Origin of the sequence: Myroides albus (assembly GCF_024722315.1) — a bacterium.
GTDB lineage: Bacteria > Bacteroidota > Bacteroidia > Flavobacteriales > Flavobacteriaceae > Flavobacterium > Flavobacterium album_A.
The window spans coordinates 1,860,206-1,886,546 of the sequence record NZ_CP102754.1 but is presented as its reverse complement, the minus strand read 5'-3'; the positions used below and the strand labels follow the sequence as shown (position 1 = coordinate 1,886,546).

Here is a 26,341-nt window from a genome sequence, read left to right as displayed (position 1 = left end):
ATCCCCTTTTTGAATGTTAGATAATCATTATCAATTTGCTATTCTATATTATCAAATCATTAAAAAATACGCTTTCGCAAAGCTTTTTTAAGTGAGATTTTTTCCTTTGTTTCCTTTCTCTTTTGCACTATGCGTTTAGGTGTTTTTGTTGCCTTTCTCTCTTTTTGAGTTGCTAATCCTTTACTCAACAAGTCAAAAAGCTTTTGGATAACTATTTCTCTATTCTTAATTTGACTACGTGTAGTATCTGCTTCAATAATCAAGATTCCTTCTTTATTAAATCTATTTTTCAGACGTTCAAAAAGAAGTTCCCTCTCTTCGTTAGTGATACCTTGAGATAACTTTGCATTCCAAAAAAGTACAACTTTTGAAGATACTTTATTTACATGCTGACCTCCAGCACCACCACTTCGAACTGCTTTAAAATCACATTCCTTTTCAATTATTTCTCTTATCATTTTCCAAAATTTTATACCACGAAATATAAGCCATCGTAGCCATTACTGTAAAGATAGCAAATTGAACCGCTAAAATCCCCAGACCTCTATAAGCATAAAGAGGTATAGAAATAAGATCAGCAAAAATCCATAAAGTCCAATTCTCTATCTTCTTTAAAGCCATAAAATACATACCCGTAAAGAACACACCTGAAGTAAAAATATCAATGTAATTCTCTGGTTCAATCTTATTGCCAACTAAAGTATAAACAACGTAAATGACAACAAGAGTTACTAAAAAGATAGCTAAACCGATGACTTTCTCCCTTGAATTTGTTCTACTTATCTTTAAAACTTTTTCATTGTTCTCTACCCGTGACCAATTATACCAACCGAATACACTCATAATTGAATAGTATCCATTCAAAATCATATCACCCAAATAACCAGCTACGTATAAAAGATAAACACTAATAACAGTAGCTATTATTCCGGTAGGATAAACTAAAATATTCTCTTTACCCGCATACCATACACTTAATATTCCAAAAAGAAAAACGATGGACTCTAATACAATTTGTAACAATGGAGCATCTTTATACACCCCAAAAAAGAAATCAAACATGAGATCACTTATTATCTATTTACTATAAAAAAACCACATTATAGCTATAATGTGGTTCAAATGTAACTTATATTTTTTTATATTAATTATTTCTACCAGATAGTATATTTAGGATATACCACAATAACAGCATCAGAGAGGCAAATAAAGACAAAGAAGCTGCAACATATTGATCTGCCGCAAACTTATTTTTAACCTGCCAAGTATCGTATAAAATAGCTGCAGATGCTAAGGCAACCATAGCAAAAGAAAACCATAAACCAATACTAAATCCAAACAAGATTCCAGCTACTATAACTCCTAAAGCTAAAAATGATCCAATTGTTATTATTGATCTTAAGATTGAAAAATTCGCATTAGTAGCAAATACTACTCCTGTCAATCCACCAAATAACGCTAAAGTCATTACACCTGCTTGAGAAACAAGCGAAAAGTCTCCTGTTTTACTAACAGCTATTACCATTAGAGGAACAAAAAGAAAAGCTTGTGCCAAAATATACAACGCGTATCCAGCATATTGTTTTGGCTTGCTTGCAGAATTATAAGCTAAGTTTTGAGCGATATAGCTAACTCCCATAAAAGCTCCTAAAATCATTAACCATGCGTACTTAGTATCTACCATAAATGACATCATACCATCTACAACTAAAGGCGTGTTTAATAAAACAGCTTCAAAAATCACAAATAGAAGTACCCCTAAAGCCAAACTTCCATAAGTTCTCTTATAGAATTGTATTCTAACTGCTTCTGACTCTAAAGCAACAGGTGTTGCAAAATCTAAATTATTCTCCATATACCATTTAATATTTTGACGAAAATACAAAAAGATTACAATTTACAATACTACTTTAACTGCTCAATTGCATAAACTAAAGTAAAGCCCGATAAATTAACAGTATAGTAACAAAAATCCTTATTAATACTATCTCCTTTTACACTTGCCTTACCATCGAAAGTTACATGCATATGATCTTTAAAACTAATTCCCTTCGAATCACACATTTTAAACATGGCTTCTTTTGCACACCATATCTTAGTCAAAACATTGATTGGATGTTCACTCTTGCCCACAAAAAGAAGTTCTTCGTCATTACAAAACTTTTCTGCAATGCGAAATATCTTCTCTCTAATTTTTTCAACATCGATACCTACAGAGACATTACCCACAATGATAGTAGCATACTCAAATGAATGCGAGATTGAAATAAATTTCCCATCAATCAAATAAGGTTTTCCATTTCCATCATAAAGCAAATCAAAATCACTGTAGCCAATTCCATTCAAAAGTTGTCTTATAGCTAAAAACCCCTTTTGATGTACTTGCGATTTCATCCCTTGCAAACGCTTTTGAGTTTCTACTCTTAAACGCAAACCAGCCAACAACTCCTCTATTGACTCCTCTACTTTCCAAACATAGGCTTTAACATCAGCTGAATGTTCGATCACTTGAATTAATGGCATTTCAAAAATTTTCTTTAAAAGGCAAAAATACTTAATTTTTATATTACTCAATCACAACGTGAAATACCAAACACAAACATTAGATAAACAAAAAAGAGCGGTACTTAAAGCACCACTCTTTTCTAAAAACTTTATTCTCAAAAGAAATCTTATTTCTGATTTTTAAGTAAATCTCTGATTTCAGCTAACAAATCTTCTTGTGAAGGAGCTTTTGGCTCTTCAACTGCTGGTGCTTCTTCCACCGCTGCTTCTTCTGCTTTTCTCAATTTGTTGATTCCTTTAACCATCAAGAATACACATAAAGCCAATAATGTAAAGTTAATTACCTCAGTAATAAAACTACCATAAGCAAAAACAACATTACCGTCTATTCCTCTCGCTGCTGCTAAAGGAGCTCCATCGGCTGCTTCACCTTTTAGTACTAAATACATATTACTAAAATCAGGTGTACCAATAATCGCAGATACAACAGGCATGATTACATCATTTACAACACTTGTTACAATTTTACCAAATGCTCCCCCAATGATTACCCCAACTGCTAAGTCCATCACGTTCCCTTTTACAGCGAACTCTTTAAACTCTTTTAAAAATCCCATAGTTATTTTCTTTTTACGGTTATTAATAAATTCTTACTTCGCAAAAATATAACATTTTTAGTCTTGAAAAAAAATTCTTTTAACTCTTTGTGCAATATTAGTCAAAATCTCGTACGGTATGGTATTCAAAGCATCTGATATAATTGTAACGGGGAGTTTTTCACCGAAAATCACTACTTCATCACCTTCTTTACATTCGAGATTTGTCACATCTACCATCAACATATCCATACAAATTGCACCAACTATCATTGCTTTCGACCCATTAACTAACACATAACCAACACCATTACCCCAAGATCGACTTATACCATCTGCATAGCCAATTGGAACCGTTGCTATGGTGCGTCTACCATTTGCTCGATACCTTCTTCCATACCCTACACTCTCAGTATCTTCTATATCTTTAACTTGCATAATTCGGGTTTTCAATGTACTGACATTCTGCAATTTACTCATCTCTTGTACATCATTACCTACACCGTACAAACCTATACCCAACCTAACCATATCCATTTGATACTCGGCAAAATTATAAATCCCCGACGTGTTCAAAATATGGCGTATGGGTTCAATCTCTAAAGAAGAACACAAATAATCAGCATTTTCCTTAAAAGTATGAATTTGCTGCAATGTGAATTCTTTATACTCTGGCATATCACTGGAAGATAAATGAGAGAATATTGACTTCACTTCAACGACATTAGTATAACGCAAGATATCTATCAATTCAGCTAACTCAGATTTGACAAAACCGTGGCGATGCATCCCTGTTTCAAGTTTTATGTGAACAGGATACTGATAACAGTTTCGCTCTCTTGCTACTTTCAAAAAAGCATGCAACTCTCGAATAGAATATACCTCAGGCTCCAAATCATAAGCTACCATTGCAGAAAAGGCATTTATCTCAGGATTCATGACAATAATCTTCGTTTTCACCCCAGACTTTCTAAGTTCAATACCTTCATCTGCAAAAGCAACACCTAAGTACTCAACATTTTCATGTGAAAGTAGTTTCGCAATCTCAAAGCTTCCACTTCCATAACCAAAAGCTTTGACCATGACCATGACTTTTGTTCCAGCATTTAGCTTTGAACGATAAAAATTTAAATTGTGACGCAGAGCATTTAGATTAACCTCTAAAACAGTTTCATGTGTTTTAGTTTCCAAAAAGCTTACAATTCTATCAAATCGAAAAGCTCTCGCCCCCTTCACTAAGACAGTTTCTTCTTGAAATTCATCTGTAGAAACCTTTTGCAGAAACTCATCTGTTGTCTCATAAAGATAAGTGTTTGGACAATCCGCCAAATACTTGCTAATCTGTTGTCCAATTCCAAAAACTCGAGTAATATTATTTGTTTGCAACAATTCTATGACAGAGAGATAAACTTCATGTTCATTCTTACCACTAAAAAACACATCTGATAATATCACCGTTTTTTTCTTGTTAATCTTGTGCTTTTCTAAAAAGTCTAAAGCAATAACTAAAGATTGATAATCGGCACTATAGGCATCATCTATTAAAGAGCAATTATGCACACCATTAGTAAGTCGAAGTCTTAGTTCTACAGGATAAAGAAGACCAATCCTCTTTGCTATTAAATCATAATCATACCCTAAGTACAACATAGTAGCGATACAAGTCATGATGTTTTGCACGGAAGTAATATCAGCTAAAGGTACCTCAACGTTGAAAGTAACCTCTTTCTTATATGTAATGGTTAAAGAAGCATTATCCAACGAGCCGTAGATTAACGCGTCTTTATTCCCCAAACTCCAGCCAAAAATCTTATCTTCTCCTACAAACTTCCTAATCAAAGGATCATCTTCACAGATTAAGACCTCCACATCTTTAAAAAGTAGTGCTTTCTCGCGAACTTTATCTTCTAAGCTATCGAAACCATCATTATGCTCGTCTGTGATTGCCGTAAGAATCCCAATCGTCGGCTTGACTATTGGTTCTAAATGAGACATTTCTCCTGAAAGAGAAACACCTACTTCAAAAACACCAAGATTGTGTTTTTCTTCAATTCCAAAAACAGAAAGAGGAACACCTGTCTGTGAGTTATAACTCTTTGGACTTTTAATAATAGAGTAATCTTCACTCAATAAAAAATTGAGCCATTCCTTCACTACAGTCTTCCCTCGACTGCCAGTAATACCAATGACTGGTAAACTAAAATTACTCCTGTGAAAAGAAGCTGCTTTCTGAAAAGCAGCTAACGTATTCTCAACCTTAAAAAAGGTAACATTCTCTCCATATACCTCTGGGACTTCACTTACAATAAAGTAATTCACTCCCATGTCGATAAGCTCTGCTATATAGTCATGCCCATTGTGGTTCTTACCTACAAGTGCAAAAAACAATGTATGTTCATCATTTAATAGAGACCTACTATCAACAGATATATTATTTATTTCTAAGGTATTAGGCGTACTATAGCCTACAACTTCTGCACCAATATATTGGCAGAATTTATCTGTATTAAATATCATCACTATCAAATTGAAAAATAGACAAACAAAGGTAAATGACAATATTTACATAAAAAGCAAAACTCAACAATAAAATTATATTATAAATTGCATTTTATGTATGCCCAACCTGCTTCTTGTTGTTCGATAATATAGACCACTCCAGAAGGAACATAACCAACATTCTCCATGATATCAGCCTTGTCAATCTGACGAGCATTCATCGTGTTCTCACACGCAAAAAATTTAATTCCCTTAAGCATTAATGCCTTAATAGGCTCCTCGATCATAGACTTACTTTTTCTCACCATACCAATGCCAGGTCCATGCACAACTACGTGAATTTCCACATCATCTCCCCAATGTTTTTTTACATTATTAGTATAAGTAACTAAAGCATTTTGTTCGATAATATTATCTGTGTTCAGTTGAAAAACTACTCTGTGTTTAGCATCTTTCATAATACTACATTTTAAAGTTTTTGATATATTGTTTATGTACCTATAAAACTACAAAAACCACAGCTATCGCCCTAATTAAACTTGAAATACTTTTTTTTGAGTATTGTATCTTAGGTTACATTTAAGTTCATTTATATTAAAGACATTTGCTACAATATTAATTTACTTAATCAAAAATTATGGATTTGATACTACAACCATGGCCTTGGTATATTGGAGGAATATTCATCGCGATAACCCTAATACTATTACTTTTAATGGGGAAAACTTTCGGATTCTCATCCAATTTAAGAACAATGTGCTCAATGATGGGAGCAGGAAAAAGTTGTGATTTTTTCTGTTTTAATTGGAAAGCACAAACGTGGAACTTGTTATTTTTAGTGGGTACTATTTTAGGTGGTTTTATTGCGTATCATTTTTTAAGCATAGACACTGCAGCGGTTCCATTAGGTGAAAATACAATAAGCAAACTAAGTGAACTTGGCATTGAAAGTGCTGGAAAATCATATATCCCTACTGAATTATTTGGAACCGAAGCATTTTCATCAGTGAAATCCATTGTACTATTGCTTATCGCAGGTTTCTTTGTAGGGTTTGGTTCGCGCTACGCAGGTGGCTGTACCTCAGGTCATGCTATTAGCGGTTTGAGCAATCTACAGCTTCCATCTTTAATAGCGGTTATTGGATTCTTCATCGGTGGGCTTATTATGGTTCACATCTTATTCCCTTTCATCTTTTAAGCAAGAGCATTCACTCAAAGGGAATACAAAAAAAAACAATCACAAATAGTTATATTAACGATACAAGATGAAAAAATTAGCATATTTATTAGTAGGAATGTTATTCGGAATAGGGATGTTTAAATCAGGAGCAGCATCGTGGTTTAGAATCTATGAAATGTTTCAGTTTGACAGCTTCCACATGTATGGGATTATGGGAACAGCCTTAACTATAGCCGTTATTGCTACTCTGATAATCAAAAAGAAAAATATTAAGGATTTTTCTGGAAATAAAATTGAATTTACACCAAAAGAAAAGAGTATCCCTCGATATCTTATTGGCGGTATTTTCTTCGGTTTAGGATGGGCACTTGGAGGCGCATGTCCTGGTCCAATGTTTGCCTTATTAGGTGCAGGTTTCTATCCAATAGCGATAGCGATAATTGGTGCACTTTTAGGTACGTGGTTCTACGGACTAATTAGAAAATGGCTCCCTCATTAATGTGCTATTTGGATTAAAAACTCCAATACTTTTGTTATATTATCTCAATAAAGTAAATTAGGACTTTTAAACCATTTACCACATTTCTATGGAACATGCAATAAGGAACAAATATCGTCACACTTTCGAGGAAAAACTATTAGATGAAATTATTGAAGTTTCAACAATTAAAGATTTTAAAGAAGGTGAAATACTAATGGAAATTGGAGAATACATCAAAAAAATTCCCTTGTTGTTATCTGGCGCTATCAAGATTATTAGAGAAGATCAGAGAGAGGGAGAAATAGTCTTGTACTTTATTGAAGAAGGTGATACTTGTGCCATGACGCTCACTTGCTGTTTAGGTGAAACTAAAAGTCAAGTCAGATCCATTGCTGAAAGAGATGGAAGTGTTGTCTTAGTCCCTGTTGGCAAAATGGATGAGTGGTTGGTCAAATACAAAAGTTGGAGAAACTTCGTATTAAATAGCTACAACAATAGGATGAATGAAATGCTAACAGCTATCGATAGCTTGGCATTTTTGAACATGGAAGAAAGACTGTGTAATTTACTTAGAAACAAAGCTAAGATATACAATAGTCGCTTTATTAATAATACACATCAAGAATTAGCGGACGAACTTAATACTTCAAGAGTTGTCATCTCAAGAATACTAAAAACACTGGAAAACGAGGGTATCATACAACTTAACAGAAAATATATTGAGCTGCTAAAACCTTAATTACAATATGGAAAATTTAGCATTTATAGGCTATGGTCTTGCATTGTTAATAGGAATATCACTCGGCTTAATTGGAAGTGGAGGATCTATTTTAACTGTGCCTATACTGGTTTACATTATGAAAGTAGAGCCTTTTGTAGCGACAGCTTATTCTCTATTTATTGTGGGCTCTACAGCATTAATCGGAGGAATAAAAAACTACATCGACAAAAAAGTAGATCTTAAAGCTGTTGTTTTATTTGGAATACCTTCTCTTATTGCTGTTTTTATCACCCGCGCTTATTTGCTACCCTTGATTCCCCCATTTATATCAATAGGAGCATGGAATATAGATAAAAACATGGCTCTAATGGTATTATTCGCCTTAGTCATGTTTACTTCTGCTACAAAAATGATTAAGCCTGCAAAGGCCTCAAAAATACAAAACGACAACCCTCGTGTATTTAACCTTGTCATTCAAGGAATATTGATTGGGCTTTTAGCGGGTACCGTTGGAGCAGGTGGAGGATTCTTAATTATACCGGCTTTAGTCTTATTTACCAATATGCCCATGCGAATGGCCGTAGGAACATCTTTGTGTATTGTCGCCGTACAGTCCTTAATTGGCTTTTTAGGCGATCTCTCACATACTTTGATTGATTGGACTTTACTACTGACTTTTAGTGGAATATCAATCATTGGAATCTTTATAGGAATCTACCTTACCCGATTCGTTCCTGACAATAATCTGAAAAAAGGTTTTGGCTATTTTGTCTTGACTATGGCAATCTACATACTTATCAAAGAAGTGTTTTTATAGTTTGTAACCTAAGTTACTGTGTTATTAAAAACAACTTCTTACTTTTACTTAACTTAAAAAAATAAACAACGATATGAAAATAGAACAAATTTATACTGGATGTTTAGCTCAAGGAGCTTACTATATAGAAAGCAATGGAGAAGTTGCAATCATTGACCCTTTAAGAGAAGTACAACCGTACTTAGATAGAGCTGCTAAAGACAACGCTAAAATCAAATACATATTTGAAACGCACTTTCACGCAGACTTTGTAAGTGGACATGTCACCTTAGCAGAAAAAACAAATGCACCTATTGTATATGGGCCGAATGCAAACCCTACATATAAAGCACATATAGCTAAAGATGGGGAAGTATTCAAACTTGGGAATATCACTATTACAGCCCTACATACTCCTGGGCATACAATGGAAAGTACAACGTACTTATTAAAAGATGAAAACGGCAAAGATCACGCAATCTTTAGTGGTGATACCCTATTCTTAGGAGATGTTGGTCGACCTGACTTGGCTCAAAAAGCGGCTAACTTAACACAAGAACAATTAGCAGCTACCTTGTACCATAGCTTGCGCACCAAAATTATGCCGCTTGCTGATGACGTAATCGTTTATCCAGCACACGGAGCAGGTTCTGCTTGTGGTAAAAACTTGAGTAAAGAAACTGTAGGAACATTAGGAGATCAAAAACAAACAAATTATGCTTTACGAGCTGATATGACAGAAGCTGAATTTGTTAAAGAAGTAACGGATGGTTTACTACCACCTCCTGCCTATTTCCCGTTGAATGTTAAATTAAACAAAGAAGGGTATGAGAATGTAGAAACTATAGTTACTAACAACAAAGCCCTTAACTCTAAAGAGTTTCAAGCATTAGCTGATGATTCTGGGGCACTTTTATTAGATGTTAGACCAGCAGCCGAATTTGCTTCAGGCCACATCCCTGGTTCTATCTTCATAGGACTTGATGGTCAGTTTGCTCCTTGGGTAGGTGCTTTAATTACAGATATAAAACAACCTATCATGCTTATAACTCCTGAGGGACGTGAAGAAGAGGCGATCATTAGACTGTCACGTGTAGGTTATGACAACACCCTTGGATACTTAAAAGGAGGATTCAAATCTTGGAAAGAAGACGGACATGAATATGACACTGTACAACAAATCACTGCTGAGGAATTTGCTGAGAAGTTAAATACTGATCCAATTAAAGTTGTTGATGTACGCAAGCCAGGAGAGTACAACTCTGCTCACTTAAATTACAGTGACTTAACACATTCTCCATTAGATTACATCAATGAAAACATTGCTGATTTCCCTACGAATGAGAAGTTTTATATTCACTGTGCTGGAGGATACCGCTCTTTGATAGCAGCCTCTATCCTTAAGGCAAGAGGATACCACAATATGATAGATATAATTGGCGGATTTGGAGCAATCAAGAATACCAACTTATCGCTTATTGAAGGCGGAAGCTGTTCTTCAACTTGTTCAACTACAAATAAATAATCAGAATGAATAATTTTCAAGAACTAATCGAACGCGATCAATTAGTTCTTGTTAACTTTTTTGCTACCTGGTGTGGTCCATGCAAAATGTTTGCACCAGTATTAGAAGAAGTTAAAAGAACTTTAGAAGATCAAATTACAATTGTCAAAATAGACGTTGATAAAAACCAGTCGATTGTAGCACAATACAGTACGCAATTTCAACTGAGAGGAGTACCTGCAACGATGCTCTTTAGAAAAGGCAAACTATTGTGGAGACAATCAGGCTATATGGATAAGCAGACCCTGATGGGATATATCAATCAATACCAAGACAATTATTAAATAAAGAAGGAGATTACACAGTGTAATCTCCTTCTTTATTTATTAACAACTAAAGTCATTTCTACCTTGAGAGGCAAGGTATAGGTAATTCTTAGCTCCCTTCGATAAATAGACATCAATAGATTTCTCTTCATAAAAACTTGATGTATCAAATATAAAATCAAGTTTGCCATCTCCATCCATATCTCCTACAAATAAAACTTGTAAAAAAGTTCCATCGAAACTATCTACTTTGAGTATCTCTTGTTTGTCTTTTCCATTGACAGATAAATACAACACATAGTCCGAATAACTTTTATGCATTTGTGGCTCCTCAATGTCATCTGTAGTATATTCATAAAAGTCCGTAAGCTTACCTGTAGATGAAAAGGTATACGTATTTCCTTCGTAAACGTATTCTACTACATTCTCAGTCCAGAATGGCAAAGCCCCTTTAGGCAAAGAGATCAACTCTCCCTCTTTAATATCGCTATTATCAGGTGAAAAATAAATAAGGGGTTCTTCTTCATCTGGCGAAAAGACTCCCACTTGTAATTCTCCTGTACACTCATTCATCAGGGGATCTGATAGATTATACTCTGCTTTTTGAACGACAAATGCACCATTTACCTCTCTAAACTCCAACCAAGAGTCATTGATAGATTCGTAAACACTCTTTTCTCCCTCCTGATTGTAATACGCAGGAATAATCAAATTGAAATTTACTTTTGATTCTCTAGGTAGAACAGTTTTCTCTATTGTGATAGGTTTCTCCTGTTGAACTTCTTGAACTTCCTTCGATTCTTGATTTTCTACTACCTTAACGACTTCAGCCGCCTTTTGTTCCTTACATCCGTAGAAACCTAATAGTAACAATAAAGCAAACAATACTTTACTTAAAATTATCTTCATATATATTTTAAAAATAAACGCCGCAAATGTAATGCAAAAAAAGAGACAATCACTTAAAAAATGATTGTCTCTTAATATTGTCAAATAGAGTAAGTTACCCTAATTAATCGTTCAATTTTAATACTGCCATAAATGCTTCTTGCGGTATCTCAACGTTACCCACTTGTCGCATGCGTTTCTTACCCGCTTTTTGCTTTTCAAGTAATTTACGTTTACGAGAAATATCCCCACCATAACATTTAGCTGTAACGTCTTTACGTAAAGCTTTTACTGTTTCACGAGCAATAACTTTCACACCAATAGCTGCCTGAATAGGAATATCAAATTGTTGACGTGGAATAAGCTCTTTTAACTTCTCACACATTTTCTTTCCAATTGAATAAGCATTATCTGCGTGCATTAAAGCAGACAGCGCATCTACTACATTCGCATTAAGCATCACGTCGACTTTAACTAAATTTGACGTACGCATACCTATAGGCGAATAGTCAAAAGAAGCATACCCTTTAGATACCGTTTTTAATCTGTCGTAGAAGTCAAATACAATCTCTGCTAACGGCATATCAAACATTAACTCTACACGATCTTCAGTTAAGTAAGTTTGATTAGTAATAATACCACGTTTATCAATACACAAACTCATTACTTGACCAACAAAGTCTGCTTTAGTAATAATAGTTGCTTTAATATATGGTTCTTCAACTCTCTCTAACTTAGAAGGTTCAGGTAGGTCTGACGGGTTATTTACAATAATAGCCGTATCTGGCTCTTTCTTCGTATAGGCTAAATAAGACACGTTAGGTACAGTTGTAATAACCGTCATGTTAAACTCGCGCTCTAAACGCTCCTGAATAATCTCCATGTGCAACATTCCCAAGAATCCACATCGGAAACCAAATCCTAAAGCTGCTGAACTCTCTGCAGCGAATACTAAAGAAGCATCATTCAATTGGAGTTTCTCCATAGAGTTACGCAATTCTTCATAATCCTCCGTATCAACAGGGTAAATACCAGCAAATACCATTGGTTTCACGTTCTCAAACCCTTCAATCATATTCTGTGTAGGTACTTTTGCATCAGTAATCGTATCCCCTACTTTTACTTCTCTTGCTTCCTTAATACCAGAGATCAGATATCCAACATCACCACTTGAAATTTCTTGTTTAGGCGCTTGAGTCAATTTTAATGTCCCAATTTCGTCTGCAAAATATTCCTTCCCAGTAGCCATAAATTTAATTCTTTGCCCTTTCGTAATTTTACCGTTTATCACACGGAAAATAACCTCAATACCTCTAAAGGGATTGTAGACAGAATCAAAAATTAACGCTTGTAGTGGTTCCTCTGGGTTCCCCTTAGGAGAAGGTACTCTATTAATAATTGCCTCTAAGATCTTATCAACTCCAAGTCCTGTCTTACCAGATGCAGGGATAATATCTTCATAGTCACAACCTAATAAATCAACGATATCGTCGCTTACTTCTTCAGGATTGGCACTTGGCAAATCAATTTTATTTAAAACAGGAATGATTGTCAAATCATTTTCTAACGCTAAATAAAGGTTAGAGATAGTCTGTGCTTGAATACTTTGCGCAGCATCAACAATCAAAAGCGCTCCTTCACACGCTGCAATAGACCTAGAAACTTCATAAGAAAAGTCTACGTGCCCTGGAGTATCAATTAGATTTAAAATATATTTCTCTCCATTGTGCATATATTCCATTTGGATAGCATGAGACTTGATAGTAATACCTCTCTCGCGTTCCAAATCCATATTATCCAACAACTGATTCTGTTGCTCTCTAGCTGTTACCGTTTGTGTAGCATCTAATAATCTATCCGCTAACGTACTCTTACCATGGTCAATATGAGCAATGATACAAAAGTTTCTAATGTTCTTCATTCTTCGTAATATCAAAGTTTAATTAGTGATTACATGCCCATTAGAAGTATTGAAACCACTTTCAATAATCATATAATCATTGTTTTAAGGCGTTTATACTCTTTCTATTACAGTACAATAACCCTATATTTTGCAAATATACTTTAAAGTTTGAATTATATATGCTTTTTTTCGTCGACTATCAAATTATTATAAACTATTTCCTTCAAAAAATCACAATATTTTTCAAAACACAGCTTCATTTATCTTTAACTCTTTAGTAACTTTATAGTTTAAAAATAATTATTGCTATGAGAGTATATTCTACCCTGATTTTATTTAGTCTGTTTGCACTGACAAGCTGCGGACAAAAAAAGGATATCACACAAGATTATATCACGCTTCCAAATCAACTGAAAGAAGTTTCTGGTATACACTATGATGCGGAATCAAAGACTTTCTGGACCCTACAAGATAGCGGAAATAAAAGTGAGCTATATCAAATTGACTCATTGGGAAATATCATTAATACGTTAGAAGTTGCCCAAACGAAGAATATTGATTGGGAAGAATTAACTGCTGATAGAGAAGGAAATCTGTACATTGGCGATTTTGGAAATAACAAAAACCAACGAAAAGATTTGAGAATTATCAAAATCAACAAAGAGGATCTAAGTAAAAAGTCAGCAACACCAGCTGCTATTATCTCATTTGAATACCCAGAACAAACGGCATTCCCCCCTGTTGATACAGAACTATTTTACGATGCAGAGGCTTTCTTTTTTTACAATGATAATTTCTACATTTTTACAAAGAATAGAAGCAAAGCATTTGATGGCACTTCTTTAGTCTATAAAGTACCAAACGTAGCTGGACATCACAAAGCACAATACGTTCAGAAATTTAAAGGCTGTAATATATACAAACAATGTGCTATTACTGGTGCTGCCATTAGCCCAGATGAGAACTCCTTTGTATTATTATCACATTCAAAAGTGTGGATCGTAGATAGCTTTAACCCAAATGCAATTATGGATGGTAAAATTACCACACATAAGCTACACCACGTTTCTCAAAAAGAGGCAATCACATTCAAAGACAACAATACGCTATATCTTGCTGACGAAGTCAAAGATAAAAAAGGCGGTAAAATTTACAAGGTAGATTTGGGTACATTAAAACCCAAACCCTAAACCAAATACAAAGCGACCTCCATCAACACTTCCAAAATAAGAACAGTGGATGGTCGCTTGTTCTACTGCTGTAAACCAAATTCCACCACCATAGGCATTATGCCATTTGTCTGAATTTTCATTTGGTGTCCAAACTCTACCGTAATCAAACCCTCCATATAGGCCAAAAGTCAATGGTAAAAACCCAGCAGTAAATTGAGCAACATTATATCTTAAATCTGTTGTTTGTACAAAAGAAGTCTTTCCTGTAAATCGCTCAGGTCTAAAACCACGCAAGTTTGCATTTCCTCCTATAGTTGATGCATGATAGAAGTCGTAATTATCATTAAATCTCGTTTGATAATTAAAATTTGTAGCGAGTACTAATCGCTCACTCCTATCGATAAAATGTACAAAGTTCATTTGTAAATCCAAATAAGTAAAGTTTTGATCAGTATCTCTTAAGTTCAACTTCCAACCCACCTTTGCATTAAAACCAAAACCAACTGTTGGATTTGCTTTGTAATTATACTGTTCATAGTTAAACTCTCCTTTTACAGTTGCATATTGCTGAAAATCAAACACCTTTTGATTTACAACTTCAGGTGTACTCGTAACAAATCGATTCGCTTTATCCTGCACTTTCAAAGCTTCGTATTCTATATTTGTCTCAAAGCTCCCTCCTTGTTTTCCTTCATATCTATATCCAGGGGATATAGAATAACTTTCGATTCTAACGCGTTTATAGTCCTTTCCAAGTTCATTATCAAAGTAATAAGTCTCGTTGCCTATGCCGTAATAATTAATAGCAAAGTTTGGACTTGTCGCTCTTCCTCCTATTGTAAACATCCAATTGTTCGTTGCATTAGGAAAATAACCTTTATACTCCGCTTCTAATCCCTTTGTATTGAAAGAATAGAAACCCTTCAAAGTATGTTTTGCACTATACGGATCTTGAACAAATTTAGAACGTGTCGAACTATATAAGAATCCCAATTTTACACCATCTTCAGGATTATATCCAATATTAGGCAACAGCATATTGACATTTAAAGGCAAACGCTCATAATTAAAATTATTTAAGTCATAAGAATTACTGATGTATTTGCGGACAGAGCCATTTGGTGAAATGATTTCATTTGTTTTATCTCTATAATCGTAAACGATTACTTTCGATGGATTTGCAACATCAAATTTATCTTGATTCTTGCCTCCGATTAATCTCAAGCGAATAGTCGATTTACTTTCTCCTCTTACATTAAAAACATCCTCATCATTAAGTCCGTACAACCAAATCTCACTTGTTTGAGCAGAAGAATACACATGTTCAAAAACTAACTCATCACTATTCTTTTTAAGGCGATATTGTTTAACGCTGACATCTCCATTTTCTAAACGCTCAATATCGAATCTATCTTTCTTATCTGTACCTGCCAAAACCACATATTGACGCAACTTATCAAAATACTTAGGTAAGTACCCTTTGATGTGATCTCTCCTCCACTTCAAAACAGCAATAATATCCTCAACTTCTTTACCTTGAACTTCTTTAGGCAATGCTGCAAATGCCGTCTCAATAGATTCATCATCTAACTTGCTGACAATATCCTCTGCTTGAGTTAACCAATCATCTAACTCTGTTGACTTTAATAAATATTGATCTAATGGAAATGCAGTTTTATTTAGCCATCTTGGGTTTGCAAAGCTCTTTTGATAATTCTGCATATGTCTTAAAGGAGGTAATTTCTTAATTAACCTCAATAATGCACCATCAATTTTGGCAAAAGCTTGATCCCTATCTCGTGGTATTGGTTTGTATATAACTTTGTCCTCCTCTTTAAACTCTGACCATCTCCATTGATCCCCATGTCTATCCCAATCCCCTATGAGCATATCAAAAATGCGCGCGCGCAGAAAAGCTGTTTGATCTATTTCGTACTTCTCATCTTTGCGCAATTTTGCAATCACATCCGAAGTACTAATAATATTTGCAGCATTCCCAAAACTATCTTCTTCCTCAAAGCCATCTGTAGGCCTTTCTTCAATCATATACAACTCATCCCCATAGTTTGCATTAAACCTTCCCAAGGCAGTTTGTTTAGGGATATAATACAGCTTAGGGTTTGTGTGAAACAATCCTATTTTATCTGACAAATCTCCCAACACAAAAGCAGTATAGGGATGTGATGTCGTGTAAAAGTCATAAATAAAGCGCTCAGCCCAAGTATTGTCAAAAGAGTTCATAACATATTGATCCTTAAAGACAGCTGTTTGCACAAATCTGGCCACACTCTTCTTAATTCCACGCATGACATATTCTTTTCCGTCCTTATCGACCAAACGCAATGACATAGATTGATTACCACCTCCAGAAATAGTAGGTGTTAATCCGCCGTTTATCTTCGTTATATCTGCGATTGGTACTTCTATAGGTGTTCCATAAGTATCCCTATAATGTTCGCCCCATAAAAACTTGTACCAACTTGTTTTCTTTACCCATTCTTGTGGGTAAACACTTGCGAATGTAACTCCTTCCTCTATTTCATTAATAGGGTCAAAGGAAGGATTTTCTATCTCAAGTATTTTCTGACGGTGGATGAGCTCTTCTTTATCTTGGTTTAAAGCCCAAAAAGAGAGCCAAGTAGTTCTATCCTTTAATACTTCTATTTTGGCGTACCCCTTCTTAGTAGATGTGAAGTCATTTACATCAATTGCTCGAGCAGCAGTATTACTATTCGTCATAGCACCACTAATTACTTGCTTTACACCACTACTCTCTATATACTGTAGATTCTTTTCATGACCTGACACAAGGATAACATTCTCATACATCTGTGTCATTGTACGAAGATGCTTACTGAACTCATTGTATTTTTTACTTTGCAAATCCTGCGCATACACTCCAGACATAGCACGAGTATAGTTAAATAGAGAGCCTATGAGAGGCATAGGAATCTTAGACTCAAAGGGAAACAAATGATCGTTAAAAGAGAATTTGCCTCCGTGATTTCCATTGCTCACTACCGGATGGTGCATAGCTAAGAGCACTACCTTGTTCTGATTCTTATTAATCTCCCCTCTTAATTCTTCGAAGAAATCCTCTCTTGTCTTTATATCACAATCTTCATTGATATTCGGTTGCTTGTTCCAATCCTCAAGATACCATTGACTATCTACAACAATTAATACAGTCTCATCATTGTTCTTTAATCGCTCAAAACCACATACCTTTCGCGGTAAGAGTGCTTTCTTATTTGCCAATTCACTTTCTAAGTAATCACTTATGCGCTTGATACCCTCATATCCAGCCGACCATTCCTTATTTCCATTAATAAACACAGTATTGCCTCCAAATGATTTAGCTAATTGTACCTCATTCTCAAGTTGTTTGAGACTCTTTTGATATTGTTCTTGATGCTTCTTTGACAAGCCGCCACTAACATTATCTCCCAAGAATACAATTGTCTGATTCGCTTTATCCCCTCCACTTAAAAAATAGGGATTGACCTTTTCATTCTCCAAGTAGCCCATATTTCCCAACAGGTAATACGTATGAGATACCTCAACCTGTTCATAAGAGGGAGATATACTCATTCCCTGCATATTGTTTGCACGATCTTTGTAAGAAGCACAACCATAGGACAGCAGAATAATACTAAATATAGATACTAAAGGACTTTTAACAGCGTTTAGTCCTATGTGAGGAATTAATTTCATAATTTAGAGTCAATAAAGTTTTTGAAAAAATGACAATTCTACAAAAGGTTGAAGAACATATCTTTCAGATACACAAAGATACATTATCACATCAATATACGTATCATAATTTTAATCATACTCTACGTGTAGTGAATGGATTAGAAGAAATACTCATCCATCAACCAATGAGTGAAAAAGACACTGAAATTTTGAGATATGCTGCATGGTTTCACGATGTTGGATACATTAATTCACTGGAAGAACACGAAGAACGCGGTGCTCAAATGGCACAGACCTTTTTGTTAGAAAATGGCGTTGATGTCGATGTTGTTTTACAAGTAATGCAATTAATCAGAGCAACAAAACTCGATTATATCCCCGATAATGACCTTGAGTGCATAATAAAAGATGCAGATTTTGCCCACTTCTCAGATGACAACTATGTAGAGGTAAGCAACCTTTTGCGCAAAGAGTTACAGTCTCTTAATCACAAGACGTACACTGATTTAGAATGGCACGAACAAAATAGAGATGTCATGCTGTATAGACATCGATACTATACTGCCTATGCACAACAAAATTGGCAACCCAAAAAGCAAGAAAATTTACTGGCAATTTTAAAGGAGATAGAAAAAATTAAAGAGAAGAAAAAGAAAAAAGAAAAGGTCGAAACCAATAGGACGATTGATACGCTATTTAGAACAACATTGAGAAATCACACTCAGCTAAGTGCCATAGCAGATCGCAAAGCTAATATCCTGCTATCAGTTAACGCCATTATCATTTCGATTTGCCTCTCTACTTTAATACCTAAATTAGATAGTCCAAGTAATGCCCATTTGATATATCCCACGTTTATTTTGATGATATTCAGTGTAGCCACAATCATATTTGCAATCTTATCGACAAGACCAAAAGTAACATCGGGAAAATTTACAAGAGAACAAGTCGAAAATAGAGAGGTCAATCTATTATTCTTTGGTACATTCCACCAGATGCCCTACCAGGAGTACGAAGATACACTAATGAATATCATGAAGGACAAAGGCTACCTTCACCATGCTTTGACAAAAGACCTCTACAGTTTAGGAGCCGTATTAAATAGAAAATATCGCTTTCTAAACATAACATATACGGTTTTCACAGTAGGTATATTAGTCTCTGTAATCTCCTTTGTATATGCCTTTAGAGCAATATAATTCAGATAATAAAAAGCAAAAGGCTGTCGTTTAGATACGACAGCCTTTTGTTTTTCTACAAATAGTGATTTCTCAAAAATAAGTGCATCAGATTCACATAATCTAATGACTCGGTATCAAAATCGAGATTCACGCCGATACGCAGTCCTATCATTCCTGAAACCCCCTGCATATCTTCAATCTCAAATTGTTCAAATTCTGAAGTAAACAAGCCTAACTTCTGACCAAAACTCAAGTAGTTTCTATATTCTTCTAAATCTTTTGAAGACGCAAATGCGATAGTTACTTTTTTGGGTTGTACAATGCGTTCGGTTGTTTCTTTTATGTAAGCTTTATCCAATCGCTTCTTAATAATTTCATATCTTGTATTGTATGATCCATCAATATCAAAGCGCTTTTCATCCATTCTAAACTGAATCCCAAGTGAAGTATCGTAGACAAAAATCAAAACTGTTACATCCATCGGAATTACTTCCTGAATATTATTTCGATAATGCGTACACATAAGTTCTCCCATCACCTGTAACTGCCATAATCGGAGATTCTGCAAATAAGTAAAATCAAAGCTTAACGTTGGACAAATTGATTCCCCAATATAGATATTGTGCTCTATCCCATCCGTTTTGAAACGCTCATAATAATGAGGAAACACATTCTGAACGACCTTTTGACGAGCATCTAAAATATCAGAAAAACACTTGTTCATACGACCTACTTGATGATCAAATATCTTTCGATACTTATAATATATATTAATCTGCAAATCGATGTGATTAAAATATGTTTTCAACAAATCCTCATCAAACAAATGGCCTTCTTTTTTGAGAAATGGATGTAACTCCTCTTTTATATAGGTTTCAATTCGCTGCTCCAAACCAGAAAAAAAGTGAGTTTCCAACTGTCTGATAAAAGCAGTAAGTTTTAAAAAATGCTTCTCTAAAATCAAGGAAGACACCTCTCCTTTTGAATTGCTAAACATCTTTTTCAACAGAGATAATTGTTCCCTAAGATCCTTAACTATCGCTTCATTGCGCAACTGACTCGATCCTTTAATATCAATTTCCCCATACAGAGGATAAACATCCGAAAAAGAAATGGGATTAATGTAGTAATCCTTCTCTATGACACTTTCTACATAATTCCTTCTTGCCTCCTCTAAAAATTTCCAATATACACTTGGGTGAATCGTTGTAAACTCTCTCTGTATAATTGCTTCAACGTGATTCAACAAATCAATCTTTACTCGTTCAAATGTCTCAGCAATAATAGGGATCAGCGCATTGAGCTTTTGTGCATTGACGCTGTGAAGCGCACGCTGATCTTCTGATATGATTTCCAAAATACCTTCTATGCCCGTAGAAATAACTACTGGACTAAATAAACAACTCTTTACACCACGGGCTTTCAACTGTTCATACATCATGCGTTCACTTTCGTTGGCAAGGTGTTCGTCTATATCAGAGATTGAAAAATACTCCAACTTTTCTATAATCTTAGTATAAGCATTCTTTGAAAGGACAATTTCATTAGTTTGCTCATTAATCAAGTAGCTATTAAGCGCCATAATATCCCTTGTTTCTACTTGAATCAACTTGTCAAACTCCAAAGGAGTATAACCAACCTTCAAATTAGGTACTTTAAAAATCGAACTAAATAATTGTCCCAAAGTATTGCCAATCGGCTCACGTTGAAGCTCTGCTTTCAGAAAATTCTCCTTTAACAGTGAAATAGCACTTTCAATAGTAACATCCACTAAACTTATGATACCGAATCCACGAATAATCCAACTCTCTTGAGGAAAATACTTAATCCACAAATCGAGGTCGTCGTAATTATCTTGTAGTAACTCAATATCTTCTTTGGATAACATCAGGGCTTTCTCCGTTGGGAATACTTCCACGAAATCGGCATTGTACAATACTCTATAGTGATGAATAATACCCTTGCTGTCAGGCAAGTCAATAAAAAGAGGATATGATATATCAAAATCACATTTGAAGTAATAATTCATCACGATACAACAACATGCGATATAATACTGATGTGGACTAAAATTCCTAATCTCAATATCATAATTGCCTCCACTTTCTTCAATAATCTTGTGGAATCGCTTGGTATAATTGAACATCAAACTTTGAAAAGGCATGGAAACAGCCTTAATCTCATTGTCTTGTAATCCGCGCGGAAAAAGAATCTCTAAAAGCTCATTTATCAATTCTTGATTATCCTTAATCACTTGTTCATTAGCTATTATACCCAGAGTAGGTACTTGATCTATTCTTTGAAGTAAATCTTGATAATACCCTTTTTTCAGACCACTTTGCAGGTCGTCACTAACGAAGGCCTTCACTTCGTGAATCAACCTGTGAAAAGAGAACTGTATCTGAAAAGGAGTCTTATCGTAAGATGTTAATTTCATAATATAAAGGCATCGAGAATTAGGCTCTAAAGATACGAAAATAGCAATCGTTTAAGTCTGTATAGTTCATTGAAAGTCAAGTTAAAATTACAATTTGAACACAAAAAAGTAGAAAAACTAAAAATATTGTACTTTTGCATCAAATTTCGAAAACGAATATGATAAAAATAGGCAACATAGAACTCCCTGATCACCCGCTTTTATTGGCACCAATGGAAGATGTAAGTGATCCACCATTCCGCCGCCTGTGCAAAGCACATGGGGCTGATTTGATGTATTCTGAGTTTATATCTTCGGAAGGGTTAATTCGAGATGCGATGAAGAGTAGAATGAAGCTGGATATCTTTGACTACGAAAGACCAGTAGGAATCCAAATATTTGGTGGTGATGAAGAGGCTATGGCTGAATCTGCAAGAATTGTAGAGACCGTACAACCAGACTTAGTAGATATCAACTTTGGATGTCCTGTAAAAAAGGTAGTATCAAAAGGAGCTGGAGCTGGTGTACTAAAAGACATTGATCTAATGGTTCGACTAACCAAAGCTGTAGTCAATAGTACACATTTACCAGTGACAGTTAAGACAAGACTGGGCTGGGACGAAGATTCGATTAACATTGACGAAGTAGCAGAGCGACTACAAGATGTAGGGGTACAAGCTTTGACTATTCACGCGCGTACAAGAGCTCAAATGTACAAAGGTCATTCAGACTGGACGCATATTGAGCGCATCAAAAATAATCCTCGTATACAAATTCCAATTTTTGGAAATGGAGATATTGACAGTCCTCAAAAAGCGTTAGAATACAAAGAAACCTTTGGTTTAGATGGAATGATGATAGGAAGAGCAGCCATAGGATATCCCTGGATATTTGATGAGATTAAACACTTTTTCAATACGGGAGAGATTTTAGCGCCACCGACAATAAAAGATCGTTTAGACGCTGCTAAGAACCATTTAATTTGGTCTATGGAATGGAAAGGTGAAAGATTGGGAATTGTTGAAATGAGACGTCATTACACAAACTATTTCAAAGGTATTCACGGTTTTAAACCACACCGTTTAAAATTAGTAACCACAGATGATCCAATCGAATTATTAGCTTTATTTGACAAGATTGCAGAAGAATACAAAGATTACATTATCGAATAAGAAATAAGCTTTCAAAATAAGCTATTAAATAACAGAGGGGGGCTTCAAGCCCCCCTCTGTTATATGTATACTCTATCTATGAAATTAATCAACAACAAATATATCTATATAGATAAAGTCATTTCACATTCATTACAAATAGCAAGCGAATTGTAGCTGCACATCTAAAGCACAAACCATAACAAAATACAACTACACAGACGGAGTTACTCAAGAAGCCTCACTCCAAACACCGTGCTTAAACAATTGATACCATTGCTCAACGTAATATTTATCGACATTTAAAACTAATAATATTTCCTTTGTAAACTCAATAGGAGAAATACCGTTAGCTGTAATCACGCCATCATCAAAAACGACAGGTTGATCAATATATAGTAGCTCGCCTTTATACATCGATGCTTGCTCCTGTAAATACTCAAGCGAATTACTCGTATGTAATTTATTGTCTAACAAACCGACACTTGCCAACAACAATGTCGCACTGCAAATTGAAGCGATGACACACTGACTTTCAACCACTTGATTTAAGTAACTAAACAATTTCGTTTTTGTCCTGCGATTGCTCTCCCATAAATGACCACCAGGAATAATAAAAGCAGCAACGCGATTCCATGCGATGTCCCTTAAACTTTTCGTAGGAGTAACTTCCAATCCCCCCATAGAAACCACCTTTTGCCTGCAATCAGATACAAACTCAATCTTGAATTGATTCAATTTTCTGAGTTCAGGAAGTAGAAAAGATATTTCCCAATCCGAATATCCTTCAAACAAATAGATATATACAGTCTGTTTCATAACCTTTAATTTTTATCAAATTTACCCATAATATAGCAAAAGCTGTTATTTGTATTGCTATTAATATTAGCAATCTATTAAATATGAAACAGAAAGGCCCCGTACAATAAATGTACGAGGCCTATAACTTATTATGAATTTATCCTACTTTGTATTATCTGAGATAATATGCAAATCTCTTTGTGGAAATGGAATCTCTATATTTGCTTCATCTAAAGCATTCTTCACCAGTTGCTGAATTACAAAAACAGTATCCCAGTAATTAGCTTTATCCATCCATACACGTACATTTAAATTAACAGAACTATCCGCTAAACTATTTACAAATATGATAGGTTTCGGATCTTGTTTAACTGCTTCATGTTTGGCAAGAGCCTCTTGGATAACATTCTGTGCTGTCTTAATATTAGCACTATACGAAATCCCAACAACGAAGTCATAACGACGTGAAGTAATATCACTATAATTCGTAATCACCGAGTTAGCCAACGGTCCGTTTGGACAATAGATTTTTAATCCTGTAGCTCCAGTTATCGTAGTATAGAGCAGGTCTATTTTATCAACTGTTCCTTCTACACCTCCCGTATTAGAAATATACTCTCCTACCTTAAAAGGCTTAAACAACAAGATCAACACCCCTCCAGCAAAGTTAGATAAACTCCCCTGAAGTGCTAAACCAATCGCTAAACCTGCAGAGGCAAACATCGCTAAGAAAGAAGATGTCTGAATTCCCATAGTAGATGCAGCTGTAAGTATTAAAAGGATGTATAAAATCACTTTGATCATACTCAATAAGAATCCCATCAAAGACTTTTCCATTTCACGTTTCTCAAATCGACGACGCAATCCTCGTAAAACAGCTTTAACAATAAACCCTCCTATCACTAATATTAAGACACCTACTGCAATCTTGGGTAGGCTTCCCATAATATTGGTGATCATATTCTCTAATCCAGCAGCTAATTTTTCCATAACTTATTTCAATTTTTAAATTTTCAGTTTCTTTTTCATGTCTTTAGATAGTGCATCCTTGTGAATCATAATATCCGTTGTTTTGTACTTTACATATTCCTTAGACATGTACATATATCCTTTATAATCATTTGTTATACCCCATGAGTTCTTGATAATGTAGTATTCCTTATTATTTTGATCTTTGGCAGTACCTACGATGTGCATACCATGATCATCTGTAGTAGAGTAATTATCAAAAGCTTCTTGACGCATTTCTGGTGTTACTTTACGCTCTCCTTTAGGTCCATCAAATAAAGTCTTGCGTTCCTCCTCATCCATATCTTCCCACTCTTTTTCTGGTACAAAAGCCACGCCATTCTTCCAACTAAAATACTTTTCACTTACATCACCAGCCCATGCTACCGTAAAGCCATTGTTCACAGCGTGATCAACTATATCCGTCAACTCGTTCATCTTCACATTGTAAACTTGATCAAATGCCCAGTTATCTGGAACTAATAAAATAAACTTTTCATAGAAAGGATAGTTCAAATCAGAACCTATTTCAATATAATCATCTGCATTTAGGCCAATTACTTCACTTGCAAAACTTTTAGGAGTATATTCTTTACCTTCCCAAGTAAACTTTTCAGGTACCTCTCCAAGATAAGCATCTATAGCAGCAGCATAAGCTTTTTCCCAGTTCGGAGTAAGTTTCCCATTGGGATTGGAAACCACAGCTTTGAGGATTCCCTCTTGAATAGCAGCCATTTCAGCAAACTTATTCTTAGTCGTACCATAGTTTAATCCTGCATAGACAGACTGAGGCACCGCCCCATATTTTCTATACATATTAATTACATCGTGAAAGGCACCACCATCACCAAGTGTAACAGATCCATGCATTTTCACATACATTTTTCCCTTTTCAATATAAGCATTACGCGCTGAGAAGATTTGAGATATCTCAACAGGACGCTTACCCATGCGCATCATCTCTGATTCAAGAAATGAATTTGCAGAATAGCTCCAACAAGTACCCGAAGACCCCTGATTTTTAATTGTAGTATTCTCTATATCAACTACTGGTGTAAATTGATATAACTCTTTACTCTTCTCACTTGCATTGTATTTCAACGCATTCACTAAATTATCTTGTGCAAAAGATTGCACAGAAAAGCCCGCTGATAAAATAGCAGCAAATACCCATGCTTTTAATTGATTTCTATACATATTGTTAGGTTTGTTAGAATCGTAAAGATAGAAAAAGTGATTTAAACAGCCTTATTTTCTATCATAAAACTATTTTTCCGTCATACTTTTAGGTAAAACAGCAACTTTAGTTACTTAACTCGCAATCTGTTTTTCTAATGGGACAGCCCTACCATCATCCACACCCCATGCCAGCATGGTACGCTAACTCTTACGACTTTGATTGTATTGATATGTATATGCTTACTATATGTTCGGGTAGTGATCGGCTAATAATGGTACTTTTAAGCCGACCATATGCCTATCACAAGCCGACCACAAGCCGACCACCTCGAAAAAAA

General features: G+C 35.1%; 23 protein-coding genes. 9 read left to right on the top strand and 14 right to left on the bottom strand.

Annotated features, from left to right (window positions below; all coding sequences use genetic code 11):
- Positions 1-59: 59 nt before the first annotated feature.
- The 7 genes from arfB to NWE55_RS08625 form a co-directional block, all read right to left on the bottom strand.
- Positions 60-458, bottom strand: a complete 399-nt coding sequence (gene arfB, locus NWE55_RS08655; protein WP_155092487.1) for an alternative ribosome rescue aminoacyl-tRNA hydrolase ArfB — start codon at positions 456-458, stop codon at positions 60-62.
- Positions 439-1,062, bottom strand: coding sequence for a nicotinamide riboside transporter PnuC (gene pnuC / locus NWE55_RS08650; RefSeq protein WP_155092486.1), 624 nt, complete (start codon positions 1,060-1,062; stop codon positions 439-441). Before pnuC ends, arfB begins: the two co-directional genes overlap by 20 nt.
- A gap of 82 nt (positions 1,063-1,144) precedes the next feature.
- The gene (locus NWE55_RS08645) at positions 1,145-1,855 is read right to left on the bottom strand and encodes a Bax inhibitor-1/YccA family protein (protein WP_155092485.1); all 711 of its coding nucleotides are present in this window, start codon (positions 1,853-1,855) and stop codon (positions 1,145-1,147) included.
- A gap of 50 nt (positions 1,856-1,905) precedes the next feature.
- On the bottom strand, positions 1,906-2,523 hold the full coding sequence (locus NWE55_RS08640; RefSeq protein ID WP_155092484.1) for a 4'-phosphopantetheinyl transferase family protein: 618 nt from the start codon (positions 2,521-2,523) through the stop codon (positions 1,906-1,908).
- A 149-nt stretch (positions 2,524-2,672) separates the two neighbouring features.
- Positions 2,673-3,122 carry a large conductance mechanosensitive channel protein MscL gene (gene mscL, locus NWE55_RS08635; protein ID WP_155092483.1) on the bottom strand — a complete coding sequence of 150 codons (450 nt, stop codon included), beginning with the start codon at positions 3,120-3,122 and terminating at the stop codon, positions 2,673-2,675.
- A 57-nt stretch (positions 3,123-3,179) separates the two neighbouring features.
- Positions 3,180-5,618: a bifunctional UDP-N-acetylmuramoyl-tripeptide:D-alanyl-D-alanine ligase/alanine racemase gene (locus NWE55_RS08630; RefSeq protein WP_155092482.1), complete on the bottom strand. Its 2,439-nt coding sequence runs from the start codon at positions 5,616-5,618 to the stop codon at positions 3,180-3,182.
- 80 nt (positions 5,619-5,698) lie between these two features.
- On the bottom strand, positions 5,699-6,058 hold the full coding sequence (locus NWE55_RS08625) for a DsrE family protein (RefSeq protein ID WP_155092481.1): 360 nt from the start codon (positions 6,056-6,058) through the stop codon (positions 5,699-5,701).
- 179 nt (positions 6,059-6,237) lie between these two features.
- Here NWE55_RS08625 and NWE55_RS08620 point away from each other — a divergent pair, with 179 nt between their 5' ends.
- The 6 genes from NWE55_RS08620 (at position 6,238) to trxA (ending at position 10,626) form a co-directional block, all read left to right on the top strand.
- Entirely contained in the window at positions 6,238-6,798 is a 561-nt protein-coding gene (locus NWE55_RS08620) for a YeeE/YedE family protein (protein ID WP_155092480.1), read from the top strand.
- A 67-nt stretch (positions 6,799-6,865) separates the two neighbouring features.
- Positions 6,866-7,279 carry a DUF6691 family protein gene (locus NWE55_RS08615; protein WP_155092479.1) on the top strand — a complete coding sequence of 138 codons (414 nt, stop codon included), beginning with the start codon at positions 6,866-6,868 and terminating at the stop codon, positions 7,277-7,279.
- Between the two features lie 88 nt (positions 7,280-7,367).
- Positions 7,368-8,000, top strand: a complete 633-nt coding sequence (locus tag NWE55_RS08610; RefSeq protein ID WP_155092478.1) for a Crp/Fnr family transcriptional regulator — start codon at positions 7,368-7,370, stop codon at positions 7,998-8,000.
- Positions 8,001-8,007: 7 nt separating this feature from the next.
- Positions 8,008-8,799 (top strand): sulfite exporter TauE/SafE family protein, encoded by a 792-nt coding sequence (locus tag NWE55_RS08605; RefSeq protein WP_258204028.1) that lies wholly within the window; start codon positions 8,008-8,010, stop codon positions 8,797-8,799.
- Positions 8,800-8,872: 73 nt separating this feature from the next.
- Entirely contained in the window at positions 8,873-10,303 is a 1,431-nt protein-coding gene (locus NWE55_RS08600; RefSeq protein ID WP_155092476.1) for an MBL fold metallo-hydrolase, read from the top strand.
- Positions 10,304-10,308: 5 nt separating this feature from the next.
- On the top strand, positions 10,309-10,626 hold the full coding sequence (trxA, locus tag NWE55_RS08595; protein ID WP_155092475.1) for a thioredoxin: 318 nt from the start codon (positions 10,309-10,311) through the stop codon (positions 10,624-10,626).
- A gap of 42 nt (positions 10,627-10,668) precedes the next feature.
- Here trxA and NWE55_RS08590 read toward each other — a convergent pair whose 3' ends face one another.
- Together NWE55_RS08590 and lepA are read right to left on the bottom strand one after the other, a co-directional pair.
- Positions 10,669-11,517 (bottom strand): hypothetical protein, encoded by an 849-nt coding sequence (locus NWE55_RS08590; protein WP_258204027.1) that lies wholly within the window; start codon positions 11,515-11,517, stop codon positions 10,669-10,671.
- Between the two features lie 103 nt (positions 11,518-11,620).
- Positions 11,621-13,417, bottom strand: coding sequence for a translation elongation factor 4 (gene lepA / locus NWE55_RS08585; RefSeq protein ID WP_155092472.1), 1,797 nt, complete (start codon positions 13,415-13,417; stop codon positions 11,621-11,623).
- A gap of 290 nt (positions 13,418-13,707) precedes the next feature.
- On the opposite strand from lepA, the gene NWE55_RS08580 reads away from it, so the two are divergent.
- Positions 13,708-14,589: an esterase-like activity of phytase family protein gene (locus NWE55_RS08580; protein WP_155092471.1), complete on the top strand. Its 882-nt coding sequence runs from the start codon at positions 13,708-13,710 to the stop codon at positions 14,587-14,589.
- Here NWE55_RS08580 and NWE55_RS08575 read toward each other — a convergent pair.
- Positions 14,572-18,285, bottom strand: a complete 3,714-nt coding sequence (locus NWE55_RS08575; protein ID WP_155092470.1) for a BamA/TamA family outer membrane protein — start codon at positions 18,283-18,285, stop codon at positions 14,572-14,574. The genes NWE55_RS08580 and NWE55_RS08575 overlap by 18 nt on opposite strands.
- 29 nt (positions 18,286-18,314) lie before the next feature.
- Here NWE55_RS08575 and NWE55_RS08570 point away from each other — a divergent pair, with 29 nt between their 5' ends.
- Complete coding sequence (locus NWE55_RS08570; RefSeq protein ID WP_155092469.1) at positions 18,315-19,466, top strand: Pycsar system effector family protein; 1,152 nt, start codon at positions 18,315-18,317, stop codon at positions 19,464-19,466.
- 55 nt (positions 19,467-19,521) lie between these two features.
- On the opposite strand, the gene NWE55_RS08565 is transcribed toward NWE55_RS08570, so the two are convergent.
- Positions 19,522-21,885, bottom strand: a complete 2,364-nt coding sequence (locus NWE55_RS08565) for a hypothetical protein (RefSeq protein ID WP_155092700.1) — start codon at positions 21,883-21,885, stop codon at positions 19,522-19,524.
- A 158-nt stretch (positions 21,886-22,043) separates the two neighbouring features.
- On the opposite strand from NWE55_RS08565, the gene dusB reads away from it, so the two are divergent.
- Entirely contained in the window at positions 22,044-23,036 is a 993-nt protein-coding gene (gene dusB / locus NWE55_RS08560; protein ID WP_155092699.1) for a tRNA dihydrouridine synthase DusB, read from the top strand.
- Between the two features lie 210 nt (positions 23,037-23,246).
- Here dusB and NWE55_RS08555 read toward each other — a convergent pair whose 3' ends face one another.
- The 3 genes from NWE55_RS08555 to NWE55_RS08545 form a co-directional block, all read right to left on the bottom strand.
- Positions 23,247-23,834 carry a DJ-1/PfpI family protein gene (locus NWE55_RS08555; RefSeq protein ID WP_155092698.1) on the bottom strand — a complete coding sequence of 196 codons (588 nt, stop codon included), beginning with the start codon at positions 23,832-23,834 and terminating at the stop codon, positions 23,247-23,249.
- 144 nt (positions 23,835-23,978) lie between these two features.
- Positions 23,979-24,806 carry a mechanosensitive ion channel family protein gene (locus NWE55_RS08550; RefSeq protein ID WP_155092697.1) on the bottom strand — a complete coding sequence of 276 codons (828 nt, stop codon included), beginning with the start codon at positions 24,804-24,806 and terminating at the stop codon, positions 23,979-23,981.
- 15 nt (positions 24,807-24,821) lie between these two features.
- Positions 24,822-26,021, bottom strand: a complete 1,200-nt coding sequence (locus tag NWE55_RS08545; RefSeq protein ID WP_258204026.1) for a C1 family peptidase — start codon at positions 26,019-26,021, stop codon at positions 24,822-24,824.
- Positions 26,022-26,341 lie beyond the last annotated feature (320 nt).